At 71.5% G+C, this 11,651-nt stretch carries 12 protein-coding genes and 1 pseudogene; 7 read left to right on the top strand and 6 right to left on the bottom strand.

Annotation, left to right across the window (positions count from 1 at the left end; all coding sequences use genetic code 11):
* Positions 1 to 6: 6 nt before the first annotated feature.
* Together ABZ862_RS00065 and ABZ862_RS00060 are read right to left on the bottom strand one after the other, a co-directional pair.
* Complete coding sequence (locus ABZ862_RS00065; protein WP_360949577.1) at positions 7 to 1,326, bottom strand: TIGR02678 family protein; 1,320 nt, start codon at positions 1,324 to 1,326, stop codon at positions 7 to 9.
* Positions 1,323 to 2,963, bottom strand: a complete 1,641-nt coding sequence (locus ABZ862_RS00060; protein ID WP_360949574.1) for a TIGR02677 family protein — start codon at positions 2,961 to 2,963, stop codon at positions 1,323 to 1,325. Before ABZ862_RS00060 ends, ABZ862_RS00065 begins: the two co-directional genes overlap by 4 nt.
* Before the next feature lie 376 nt (positions 2,964 to 3,339).
* On the opposite strand from ABZ862_RS00060, the gene ABZ862_RS00055 reads away from it, so the two are divergent.
* Together ABZ862_RS00055 and ABZ862_RS00050 are read left to right on the top strand one after the other, a co-directional pair.
* Complete coding sequence (locus ABZ862_RS00055) at positions 3,340 to 3,558, top strand: hypothetical protein (RefSeq protein WP_360949571.1); 219 nt, start codon at positions 3,340 to 3,342, stop codon at positions 3,556 to 3,558.
* Between the two features lie 11 nt (positions 3,559 to 3,569).
* On the top strand, positions 3,570 to 4,124 hold the full coding sequence (locus ABZ862_RS00050; protein ID WP_360949569.1) for a hypothetical protein: 555 nt from the start codon (positions 3,570 to 3,572) through the stop codon (positions 4,122 to 4,124).
* Between the two features lie 25 nt (positions 4,125 to 4,149).
* On the opposite strand, the pseudogene ABZ862_RS00045 reads toward ABZ862_RS00050, so the two are convergent.
* Positions 4,150 to 4,422: pseudogene (locus ABZ862_RS00045) on the bottom strand (RNA methyltransferase); the annotation flags it as partial.
* 142 nt (positions 4,423 to 4,564) lie between these two features.
* Between ABZ862_RS00045 and ABZ862_RS00040 the strand changes: the two are divergent.
* Positions 4,565 to 5,452: a helix-turn-helix transcriptional regulator gene (locus ABZ862_RS00040; protein WP_360949566.1), complete on the top strand. Its 888-nt coding sequence runs from the start codon at positions 4,565 to 4,567 to the stop codon at positions 5,450 to 5,452.
* A gap of 106 nt (positions 5,453 to 5,558) precedes the next feature.
* Here ABZ862_RS00040 and ABZ862_RS00035 read toward each other — a convergent pair whose 3' ends face one another.
* The 3 genes from ABZ862_RS00035 to ABZ862_RS00025 all read right to left on the bottom strand — a co-directional run bounded on the left by ABZ862_RS00035 (position 5,559) and on the right by ABZ862_RS00025 (position 8,417).
* On the bottom strand, positions 5,559 to 6,533 hold the full coding sequence (locus ABZ862_RS00035; RefSeq protein ID WP_360949563.1) for a hypothetical protein: 975 nt from the start codon (positions 6,531 to 6,533) through the stop codon (positions 5,559 to 5,561).
* A gap of 342 nt (positions 6,534 to 6,875) precedes the next feature.
* Positions 6,876 to 7,286 carry a cupin domain-containing protein gene (locus ABZ862_RS00030; protein WP_360949560.1) on the bottom strand — a complete coding sequence of 137 codons (411 nt, stop codon included), beginning with the start codon at positions 7,284 to 7,286 and terminating at the stop codon, positions 6,876 to 6,878.
* Positions 7,287 to 7,400: 114 nt separating this feature from the next.
* The gene (locus ABZ862_RS00025; protein WP_360949557.1) at positions 7,401 to 8,417 is read right to left on the bottom strand and encodes a zinc-dependent alcohol dehydrogenase family protein; all 1,017 of its coding nucleotides are present in this window, start codon (positions 8,415 to 8,417) and stop codon (positions 7,401 to 7,403) included.
* A gap of 197 nt (positions 8,418 to 8,614) precedes the next feature.
* Between ABZ862_RS00025 and ABZ862_RS00020 the strand changes: the two genes are divergently transcribed.
* From ABZ862_RS00020 to ABZ862_RS00005, 4 genes are all read left to right on the top strand, one after another.
* Complete coding sequence (locus ABZ862_RS00020; protein WP_360949554.1) at positions 8,615 to 9,505, top strand: helix-turn-helix transcriptional regulator; 891 nt, start codon at positions 8,615 to 8,617, stop codon at positions 9,503 to 9,505.
* A 314-nt stretch (positions 9,506 to 9,819) separates the two neighbouring features.
* Positions 9,820 to 10,242, top strand: a complete 423-nt coding sequence (locus tag ABZ862_RS00015) for a hypothetical protein (protein WP_360949551.1) — start codon at positions 9,820 to 9,822, stop codon at positions 10,240 to 10,242.
* Positions 10,232 to 10,891, top strand: a complete 660-nt coding sequence (locus ABZ862_RS00010) for a hypothetical protein (RefSeq protein ID WP_360949548.1) — start codon at positions 10,232 to 10,234, stop codon at positions 10,889 to 10,891. Before ABZ862_RS00015 ends, ABZ862_RS00010 begins: the two co-directional genes overlap by 11 nt.
* Before the next feature lie 2 nt (positions 10,892 to 10,893).
* Positions 10,894 to 11,651: putative T7SS-secreted protein (locus ABZ862_RS00005; RefSeq protein WP_360949545.1), on the top strand; the 758-nt coding region annotated here is incomplete at its 3' end.

The following is an 11,651-nucleotide window of genomic DNA, read 5'->3' as shown; positions in this document are numbered from 1 at the left end:
GGTGGTTCACCTTTCGTCCTGGACGGGTTGGGCGGGCTGCGGGGGATGCGCGGGTTGCCCTGGCTCCGTGGGTTGCACGGGCTGCGCGGCTCGGGTCGGCGGTACGGTCGTGGCGGGGGCCCGGCGGTGCCGTCCCGGTTCCCTGACGACGGGCTCGCCGACCGCGTAGCGCGCGAGGGCCGGCCGCGGCACGACGCCCCGTTCGGTGCGTTCGGCGAGTCCCAGGGCCACCAGCTTGGCCACCGCCTGCTCGACGAGCCCTGACTCCGCTCCCGGTTCCCGCGCCGACTTGGACCAGAACCCGGCGTGCTCCACGGCCAGTTCCCGTACGCGGGACTCCAACTCCCCCGGTTCCACGGGCCCGGACGCCTGGGCCAGGTGCCCCGCCAGCAGCAGGGTGACGTGACCGTGGGTGCCCTGTTCCGGCATGCGCACGTCCGTGAGGTCGTCCATCGGGTCGGCCATGGCGATGCCCTCGGCGCGGATCTCCGGTACGAGGCCGGTCAGTTCGTTGATGCGGGCGGTGATGAAGCCGCGCTGCCGGGTGAGGTAGGCCAGTTCGTCGTCGGTGAGGTCGTCGTAGTAGAGCACCGGGTCGTCCAGGAGGACGCGGGTCAGTTTCCAGCGGATCGCCCGGAACCTGAGCTCGTCGGTGTCGAGCACGGTCCACGCGGTCATCTCCGTCAGACGCTCGTCGAAGCCCTCGGCCTCGACCAGGGAGGGACCCCGCAGGGACGCGGGCATCCCGGCCAGTACACGCCGCCGCACGTCGTACAGGACGTCGCCCGATCCGCTCACGTAGGCGTCCTCGTCGCCGGCCACCCGCCGCAGCACCCCGAACCGCAGCAGCAGGCGTACGACGGCCGCGAGGTCGAGGCGCTCGTCGCGCCGCTCCAGGGTGAACGTGATGCCCGCGGAGACGAGTTCGGGATCGGCGGCGGCCAGGACGACCTGTTCGGCGAGGCGTCCGAGCGCCACCTGCGACTCGCCCCGCTCCAGCGCGGCCAGGGCCAGGCACAGCAGGACGTAACGGCGGCGGGTGAAGGGCAGGGCGCTGCGGGCGGCCTCGCGCGCCGGGTGCGTGGCGTCGGTGAGGGTGCCGGGCGTCTTGCGCAGCCGTGCGGCGTCGGCGTCCGTACGCAGCGTCCAGCCGACGTTGCGTTCGAACCAGTCCCGCAGCTCGGCGGCGTGGCGGCGCACCAGCCGGTACTCGTCGGCGTGCGGTCCGTCGGCGGTGAGCAGCGGCTCCTTCAGCAGGGCGCGGGCGGCCTTCTGCAGGTCCGCCTGGCGCTGGCCGTCGAGGACTTCGGCGAGGGGGTCGTTCATCGGTCCTCCGCGGGGCGGGGGTAGGTGTCCGCACCTGGCGCGGGGACAGGTTCGGGCGGAGGGACAGGGACGGACGCGCCGCGGTCGCCGTACCGGGCCGTGAGGTCGACGATGTCGATCAGGTGGTCGGGTCCTCTGAACACCCCTTCCGGTGTGCGTACTTCGGCCGTCGACCCGTCGTCGAGGGCGGTCAGCCGGATCTCCATCGAACCGTCCCCGCTGGTGGCCACGGTGGTCGTCGTCCCCGGCCGCCAGCCGGCGAGCGCGTCGCCGAGCAGCCGCAGGAACAACTGGAAGGCGAGCGGGTCGAGTTCGCCGAGCCGGGACAGCAGCACCGGGCCGCCCGTGACGAGGCGGTCCCGGGCCCGCCGGGTCTCCTCCGTCTGCCGGGCGGCGATCTCGGCGAGCCGGCGCTTCGCCTCGCCCCGGTCGGCCACCCGGCGCGGTTTGCCGCGCCGTTCGTAGCTGCCGGTGCGGCGCAGCTGGGGGCTGATCCGCAGCGGTCGCGCCGCACCCCACGGCGTGGAGGCCGGCTCCGGGGAGGCCGTCCGGTCGGCGAGGGTGTCGGCGTCGACGGTGAGGTGCCGCGAGGGGTGCAGCCCGAACGCCACCCGCCACAGCCGGTGGCGCGCCTCGTCGTCCGGTGCCTGGGCGAACCAGCGCGCCAGGGTTCGGAAGTCGGCCGAGCGGTCCGAGCGTCCGGACCGCCGCTCGTTGAGCTGCCGTACGACGGCGAGGAGCTGCGGGATCGAACCGAGTGCCCGCCCGCGCAGCAGTCTGGCCTGCGACTCCCGCCCCTCCCCCGACACGAACCAGTCGGCGAGCCCGGACCATCGCGCGGCCCACCTCTCGTACGCCACCGCCTCCGCCCGCTCGGCCTCCTCCGGCGAGGCGTCGGCGGCCTCACGGGCGGCGGCGAGCCGCAGCAGCGGCCCGACCCGCTTCTGCTGCTCCAGTTCCCCGATCAGCAGGGCGATCCGCCCGCCGAGGGTGATGAGGTCCTGGATGAACCGCTCCAGGTACTGGATCAGCCGGTCCTTGTAGGCGAGGAACGCCTCGACCTCGATGTCGTGCAGGTCGATGGTGCGCTGGAGCGAGCCCATGAAGGCGCGGGCGTTGTCGGCGAGGTCGGTGAAGCGCGCCGTCAGCACGGACAGGGCGACGTAGGTCTTGGCGGGGTCGGGCTCGTCCTCGGCGGCGATCACGAGCAGGGCCCGCAGCTGCGTGACGATGTCGTGCAGCGCGACCGCCTGGAGTTCGCCGCGCCGCCCCAGCACCTCGTCGTACGTCCCCAGTGCCGCCTCGGCCGCCTCACCGGCCCGGGTGAGCTGGTAGATGAACCGCCGGCGGTACCAGTCCTCGACCGTGGTGACGTGCGCGTGGTCCGGATCGGCCCGCAGATTGCCCCACCCCACGAGCTTGTCCAGCGCCAGGGTCACCGCCTCGACATCGGCGGGCCGACTCCCCGCGTCCAGCGCGGCGTACACATCCTCCGGCCGCAGATGCACCGCGAACCGCTCCTTGGCGGCGAGGAAGGCCCGCATCACCTGACGGTAGAGGGGTGCGTTGGGGACGGTGAGGTGGGTGAAGGGGGCGTAGTCGGCGGACGCGGCGGCCGGGGAGATCTCGGAGCTCATCGTGGCCCCATTGTTCCGGACGGGCGGCCTTGCCTGTACCGGATGTCCGAATTTTTCAGGGCGGGTACGTTGACGGCCCTCACCGTGACGATCACCGCGAGGGCCGCTGAGCCCGTGTCAGTCGCGAAGACGGCTCCAAGGTCCGCACCGACTCCCTGTCCCGCGCCATGGCCTTCTTGCGCGACCTCGCCATCAGCGTCGCCGCCACCCTCCACCATCCGCGACGACTGCCGCCCGCTGTCCTACGTGACCAACCCGGACAGATCGCGATCGCCATCCACCGAGCTCGCCCGACGAAGCGGGACGTCTCACCCAAGGCTGGCAGAGAGAGCTCTGATCGCGTTGTGGTGAGCAGGATCACCACTACGGTCAGCAGGTGGTTTCCAAAGGGCGGCACCAGAACGCGGACGTGGCCAGTGCGCTCGACCGTGCCAAGCAGGCCGGCTGCACAGTCGTGCCGGACAAGAACGGTCACCGGTGGGGATGGGTCGTCTGCTGCTCGTGCGGAGCACGCCTTGCTGTCTCCGGCACGCCCAAGAACCCAGGTAACGAGGCGAAGAAGATCGACCGTTTCGTCAACGCCCACATGCACTAGGGAGGTACGAAGTGGAGTGGAGTTTCAGCGTCCTTCTCGACCAGCCGCTCACTCGCGAGCAGGCTGACGCGTTCGATCGCTGCGATGCCCTCGCGGACGGGGCGATCTCTTACACCCTCGCCCCGGAAAATCCCCACGCCCACCCGAACTCCGCCGACTCAGCCATGCTGCGGGAGCTGGCCTGCGACATCGAAGCCCCGACCCTGCTGGACGCTGTTGCCGAAGCCGTGCAACGCATCCGGCTCATCGACGGGCTCCAACCCGTCGGCGCCACCCTGCCCGGCACGGTGACACTCGACGAAGCCGCCCAGCGCAGCGGACACAGCATGCAGTCGCTGGCTCAGCTGTCCCAGGACCAGCGCTTCCCCGAACCCGTATCCGGTGAAGGGACGGTTCTCTACTCCTGGGACCGGGTCGCCGCGTTCCTGCGGGACATCGGCGACCCGGTCCCCGACGTCCCGCAGGACCTGGTGATCGCGGAACAGGCGCTCCGTCTCGCCCGCGCCCTCGACGGCGCGGACGTCTCCCCGGGGACGCTCAGGGCCCTGGGGCTGCCGACCGCCTGAGCACCTGATGACGGGGGGAAACACAACTGACGCCCTCGGCCGCGATCAGGCAGTGGTCGATCCGCTCCGCCTCGCGCGAGCGGTGGCCTCGCAGGCCCGCGCGGTCCGGGCGGCAAGCCGCCGTCCGACCAGGTGCCGCAGCGGCGGACCCGTGTCCAGTACGCCCTCGACGCCAGCCGCCGGCACTGCTCGGCGATGACCTCACCCTGCAACCGGCACTGCGCCCCGGCCTTGGCATACTGCCAGTCGCAGCCTGCGCAGGGGCAGAAGCCTCAACTTGCTCCTTGGACGCCTCCAGCCAGGCGCCCGCTCTTGACGGCCGCCACGAAGAACGACCAGCCGCCGGCCGGGCGCACCGCCTTGTGACCGGACCGGACCGGGCCGTGCCTGTCCCCCGCAGGGGCAGGTTGCCGGGTGGCGGGGTCCGCATACTCGGTCGTATGAGCGGACAGCGAGAACTCGGGGACTTCCTGCAGACCCGGCGGGCCCGGCTGCGGCCGGAGGACGTCGGGCTGCCGGACTACGGGGACCGGCGCCGCGTCCCCGGCCTGCGCCGCGAGGAACTGGCACTGCTGGCCGGCGTGAGCTCGTCGTACTACACGCGGCTGGAGCAGGGCCAGTCCGTGGGGGCCTCGCCGGAGGTGCTCGACGCCATCGGCCGGGCCCTGCGTCTCGACGGGGCCGAGCAGCGTCATCTCCACGACCTGGCGGGCAGCGCCAAGCGGCGTGTGGTCGCCCGCCGTCCGCCGGCGGAACACGTCGACGCGTCGGTCTCGAACCTGCTGGATGCCTTCGGTGACGTTCCCGCCCTCCTCAGCGGGCGGCGCAGTGACGTACTGGCCTGGAACCGGATGGGTCACGCGCTGTTCGCGTCCCATATCGACCGGGACGACCCGGCGGATCCGGAGAACCGCCCCAATCTGGCCCGCATGGTCTTCCTCGACCCGCACATCCGCGCGCTCTACGCCGACTGGCCGAGCAAGGCCAGGGCCGTTGTCGAGAACCTCCGCATGACCGCCGGGCGGCACCCCGACGACGCGCTGCTCGCCTCACTCGTCGGTGAACTGGCCATGAAAAGCGCGGAGTTCGCCGAGCCGTGGGCCGATCACCGGGTCAGCCCCTGTGCCGCGACGGTGTTCGCGATGCACCACCCGCTGGTCGGCAGTCTCACCGTGACGCAGCAGAGCCTGCGGCTTCCGCAGGACGAGGAACGGCACATCGTGCTCGCGATCGCCGAACCCGGCTCCCCGTCCCAGGCCGCGCTCCGCCTGCTCTCCCAGGCGACCGGCCCGGCGGCCCGTCCGGAGCACCCCGCGGACCGCGCCTGAGGCGGCGGCCCATGGCCCCCGTGCCGCCGGACGCCCTCCGCCCGGATCACTCGGCCGAGGCCGTGCCCTGCACGGTAAGCATCGTACGGGGGCACGGCCCGCCGTGTCAGGGCCGGGACAGATGACCGAACAGCACGTTCGGGTCGCTCTGTGTCGTGTACGCGGCACTCGGCACATAGACCTCGCTGCCGCGGATCGCGATCGACGTGGGATTGGACAGGCCGTCGGCCCGGGTCAGTACGGTCCTGCGGGCTCCCCGGCCGTCGGCCAGCACCACCGTGTTCTCGGTGACGAGACTCGCCAGGAACTCGTCGTGCCTGCCGTGCCTGCCGGTGAACTCGAAGTCGTCGATGCCTTTCAGCCCGTCGGCGAAGACCGTGAACGTACCGGCGCGGGACCCGCTCAGCGGCGTACGCAGAACGGTGCCCTTGTCGAGGTTGGACACGTACAGGTCCCCGTCGTGGATCTTCGCCCCGTTCACGCCGAAGAAGCCGGTGGGGGCGAGGGCGTCGCTGTCGCTGAAGAGGGCGGTCCGGCCCGCCGCGCGGCCCCTGGTGGGCACCGAGTAGACGGCGCCCTTCGCGGAGTCGGTGACGTAGAGCGTGCCGGTCCCGGGGTCCATGGCCAGGCCGTTGGGAAGTCCGTCGGCGGGGAGGTCGGCGAACTTCCGGGGCCTGTGCCCTTCGGTGAACGTCCAGACACCGGTCTCCGCCTCGGTGCCGGTGGCGTAGAGGACGTAGAACGTGTGTCCTTCACGGACCAGGCCGGTGGTCAGCGGGAATCCCAGCAGCGGCGTCCTGGCAGTCGTGTCCGCGGGGGCCGGCAGGGTGGCGAGCACCCGGATGCGGCCCGCCGCCGTGATGCGGGCGACCTGGCGGGCTCCGGCGAACGTGACGGTGACACTGCCGTGCCGGTCGGGCACGATGTTCTCGGGCATCTGGCCTGCCTGCAGGTCCAGATGCAGCACGGAGGACGTGCTGACCGGCGGCGCCGCGGCTGCGGCGGTGCCCGCCGTGAGCGTGCCCAGGAACGCCGAGGCGACGGACGCCCCGACGATGATGCGATGCAGTCGAGTACGCATGGCTCTTTCTTGGTCCTTGTGGAGCGGGGAGCCGGAGAGAGGTGGCCGGCGGCTGGACGCGCCCACCTTGACGGTTCGGCGGGCCGGCCGGGGTCTCGCCTCGGCTCCGGGAACGGACGGACGTCGGGATGGAACACCTGGCCGACGGCACGGCGAGCAGGCACAGCCGCACTGCGTGTGCAGCCCTTCCGTGACCCGCCCGGTGAGTGCCGTCGGCCGTGTGACTCATCCTGAAGTCGTGGCCCCCCGGGCAACCAGACCTGCCGGTGCCTACCACCGGCGTGGTCAGGCAGGCCCACCGGTTCACGAACCGCTCCGGGGCTCGCAGAGGGACCAAGGGGGTCAGTCAGCGGCCGGGGCGGCGGCGTACTCCTCGTCGGTGACGGGGGTCAGCCAGTGGACGACGTCATGGTCGGTGTCGCTCTCGTTGAGGGCCAGGTGGACCATCAGCCGGTTCGGTGCGGCGCCGTGCCAGTGCTCCTCGTCGGCCTCGAACAGGACACGGTCGCCGGGCCGGATGACCTCGACCGGCCCGCCCCGGCGCTGGCACAGACCGACTCCCTCGGTGACGAAGACGGTCTGGCTCAGCGGATGGCGGTGCCAGTGGGTGCGTGCGCCGGGCATGAAGTGCACCAGGGCGGCGCTGAGCCGGGAGGGCCCGGGTGCGGCGGCGACGGGGTCGATGTAGACATCGCCGGTGAACCAGTCGGCGGGACCCTTGACGGTGTCGATCGAGCTTCGGGTGATCTGCATGGTCGTACCTGTTCTGTGCACTCGTGGGACGTGGCGGAGTGGCGGGTGGCCAGTTACGGACGGCCGGTGGCGGGAGGCGGGTGGCGGGAGGGGCGGGGCTTCGGGAGGAGGGCGTCAGGGCTTGAGGAGGACCTTGACCGCGCGGCGTTCGTCCATGGCCCGGTACCCCTCGGCGACCTGCTCCAGCGGGAGGGTGAGGTCGAAGACCTTGCCCGGGTCGATGCGCCCCGACAGCACGCGCTCGATCAGGTCGGGCAGGTAGCGGCGTACCGGGGCGGGGCCGCCGCGCAGGCCGACGTGGGAGAAGAACAGTTCCTGGCCGTCGACGGCGACGTCGTGGGGGACGCCGACGAAGCCGACGCTGCCGCCCGGACGCGCTGCGTGCAGGGCCTGCCGCATGGCCTCGGCGGTACCGACGCATTCCAACACCGCGTCGGCGCCGATCCCGCCGGTCATCTCCTTGATCCGGGCGACGCCCTCCTCGCCGCGCTCGGTGACGATGTCGGTGGCGCCGAACTCGCGGGCGAGTTCCTGACGGGAGGCGTGGCGGCTCATCGCGATGATCCGCTCGGCGCCCAGTTCCTTCGCGGCGATCACCGCACACAGGCCGACCGCCCCGTCACCGACGACCACGGCGGTGGAACCCGGCGTGACCTGGGCGGCGTCGGCGGCCCACCAGCCGGTGCCCATCACGTCGGAGACGGCCAGCAGACCGGGCCACAGCTCCTCGCCCGGTATCCCGTCGGTGGCGACGAGAGTGCCCTGGGCGTTGGGGATACGCACGTACTCGGCCTGGCAGGTGCTCATGAACTCGCGGTTCAGGCAGTTCGACGGGAAGCCGCTGCGGCAGTTCGCGCAGGTGTTGTCCGAGGTCGCGAACGAGCCGACCACGAACTGGCCCGGCTTCACCGCGGTGACCTCGCTGCCGACCTCCTCGACGAAGCCGACGTACTCGTGGCCCATCGGGTGCGCCTCACCGGTCACGTCCAGACCGCGCCAGGGCCACAGGTCGGAGCCGCAGACACAGGTGACGGCCGTACGGATGATCGCGTCGGTCGGCTTGAGGATCTCGGGATCCGGCAGGGTCTCGAAGCGGACGTCGCCGGGGGCGTGGATCACTGCTCCGCGCATGAGGGGTTCCTTACGTCTTCGCATTTTGTGCACTGTTTGCACTGTTTGCGTTCTTCACGTTTTTCACGTGCTCACGGATCGCGGATCGCGAGCCGCACCCTCCAGGTAACCCGTTCTCCGCCCGCGCAACGAGTCACCGGTGAGAGGTGTACCGGCAGTACATCCCTCCGACGGCGGCCAGGCCGTACGGTCGAGGTGTGGACAACCGAGACGAGGTCCGCGAGTTCCTCACCTCGCGGCGAGCGAAGATCACCCCGGAGCAGGCCGGGCTGCCCGCCGGGAGCAGGCGCCGGGTCCCCGGGCTGCGCCGGAGCGAGGTCGCGGCCCTGGCCGACATGAGCGTCGAGTACTACGCGAAACTCGAGCGCGGCAGCCTCGCCGGCGCCTCCCCCGCCGTACTGGAGGCCGTCGCCCGCGCCCTGCGGCTGGACGACGCCGAACGCGCCCACCTCCTGAACCTGGCCCAGGCCGCCGACGGCTCGGACGTCCTCACCCGCCCCCGGCGCCGTGGCTCCACCCGGTCGTGGACCCCGCACCGCAGCCTGCAGTGGACCCTGGACGCGATCACGGCGGGGCCCGCGGTCGTGTGCAACGGCCGGACGGACATCCTCGCCGCCAACCCGCTCGCCCGCGCCTTCTACGCCGACCTGCTCGCCAACCCCGGCAACCAGCGGAATCTGGCCCGCTTCAACTTCCTCGACCCGGCCTCCCGCCGGTTCTACCCGGACTGGGACCTGTTCGGGGACATGGCGGTGGCCATCCTGCGCCGCGAGGCCGGCCGCGACCCCCACGACAAGGACCTGCACGACCTCGTCGGCGAACTGTCCACCCGCAGCGAGGACTTCCGCACCCGCTGGAGCGCCCACAACGTCCGGCGGCACGGAACGGGCACCAAACGGTTCCACCACCCGGCGGTCGGCGACCTCACGCTCGCCTACGAGTCCCTCGACCTGGCCGCCGAACCGGGACTCAGCATGACCGTCTACACCGCCGAACCCGGCTCCTCCTCGGAAGAGGGCCTGCGCCTGCTCGCCTCACTGGCCGCCACCGAGAACGTCCGCCCGGCGGCACAGCACCCCGCCGGCTGACCGCACCGGGCCGCACCGGCGATGCGGGCGCGGGACACAGCCCTCGGTGCCGAGGAGAAGCCGGGCCACGGTCCGGGCACCCCCTGCGGTCCGGGCGCACCTGCAGCGTGTTCACCTGCGCAGTGCGTTCGTGAACGCGCCTCCTGCCGACCCAGCGCCGCTCGGGCCTGCGCCTCGGCGACGAACCTGTCCACGGTTGTCCCGAACTGGGCGACACCTGCAAAGCATTGGTGTGAACTCGCTGAGAACCACTACCTCCTTCGCGAGCGTCTGCATGTACGGGGCCATCGGTAGGCAGAGACGAGGGAGGGGCCGTGGAGCAACCCAGGACGGTGTTGGCCGAGCGGATCGCCGAGCGGAGAGCGGGCATCGGCGACCCCAGGGCACTGGTGGGTGAGATGCGGCGTTCGGTGCTGCTCGTTCCGTCCGTCGGCGGGCGTCTGTGGTCGGCGCATTCGGGTGGGGTGCGGTGGGTGTGCGGGTTCACGGACGAGGAGGCGCTGGCGCGTTTCGCCGTGCATCACGCACCCGGTGACCGGTCGTTGGACTACGCCGCGCTGCTCGGCGCGCGCATCGTGGACGAGATCGTGCCCGGTCTCGGTGAACCCGCCGGCCTCGCCGTCGACATCGCCACCGAGGACGGGGCGATGTTCTTCCCGCCGGTCACCGGCATCGTCCCGGACGCGGCAGCCGTCGACACCGGTCGCAGTGAGGAGAGGCGTGGTCATGGGCGGTGACGGAGCGGACCTCCAGCTCGGCAAGGAATCGGTCACCAAGTTCACCCAGGGCCTCGGTGCGGTCATCGACCAGCTCGGTGACCTCGGCGGGCCTACCGGCTCGGTGCTGGGCAAGGGCTTTTCGGGGCTGGCCATCACCGGGATGGAGGCCGGACACCACGGCCTGGCCGAGGACTTCGAGGACTTCTGCGAGCGCTGGGAGTGGGGCGTACGCGCCCTGGTGCGGGACGCCAGTGAGATCGCGAACCGGCTCGGTCTGGCGGCGGGCACCCTGTGGGAACGCGACCAGTACGTGGCGGGCTCGCTCAAGGTGGGCGCCAACTCCCTGTTCGGCGGCAACCCGCACGCGAGCGAGGAGGACATCGAGCAGCAGAGCTGGGGCGACGTCCTCACGCCGGACTACCTGAACCCCGACTGGAGTGCCGACTCGTTCGACAAGGCCGGTCACGACATGGGGCAGACCTGGAAGGACACCGGCCGCAGCCTGGTCACCGAGGGACAGGGCGGCCGGCAGTCGCAGGTGCTCAACTACCTGTCCGGCGTCTCCGACGACCAATGGAACAAGGAACTGGACGACACCTTCGGCCCGTCGCCGGAGGAGCGCGCACAGCAGCAACAGCAACAACAGGGTGATGGCGGGGGCAAGTAGGCGTGGGTATCGGCGACTTCATCAGCGACATCACGCCCGACTCCGTCGAGGACGCGGTCGGGGACGGTGTCGAGTGGGTGGGCGGCAAGGTCGAGGACGCGGGTGACTGGACCGCCGACCGGCTTCAGGACGTGGGCTGGAAGTCCGGCGCCGACTGGGTGCGTGAGCAGTCCCGTTCGGTCGCCAACCGCCTCGGCGCCGAGGTCGACGAGATGGACCTCGGGCAGACCGAGGACAAGACCAAGCTCATCTACGGCAGCCCGGCCAGGATCGACGCTGTCGTAAAGCAACTCGGCGGTTTCCAGGTGGCGTTCGACACCACCGGCGGCGGCCTGAAGGGCCTGGACTCCTCCCGTCTCAAGGGCGAGACGGCCGAGGCGCTGCGTACCGCGGTGAGCACCCAGCCGCCCAAGTGGTACACCGCCGCCGACGCGTGCACCAGTGCGGTCGGTGCGCTGGAGGCGTTCTCGGGCACCGTCACCTGGGCGCAGGCCCAGGCGCAGACGGCGATCGACCTGTGGAAGGCGGGGGTGAAGGCGTCGGAGGACGCCGCCGACGCCCACCGCAAGAAGATCGACGACTACAACAAGGCCGTCGACCACTACAACGCCCAGCCCGCCGACCAACGGCACCCCGCCTCCCTGCCGCCGAAACCCGCCACCTCCTTCGAGGATCCGGGCAGGACGCTGATGCAGGACGCGCAGGACATCCTCGCCGCGGCCCGCAAGCAGCGGAACACGGCGGCGGAGAGCGCGCGTTC

Source organism: Streptomyces sp. NPDC047000, assembly GCF_040644295.1.
Taxonomy (GTDB): domain Bacteria; phylum Actinomycetota; class Actinomycetes; order Streptomycetales; family Streptomycetaceae; genus Streptomyces.
Note: the sequence above shows the minus strand (reverse complement) of the source record. Positions and strands in the feature narration are given on the sequence as shown.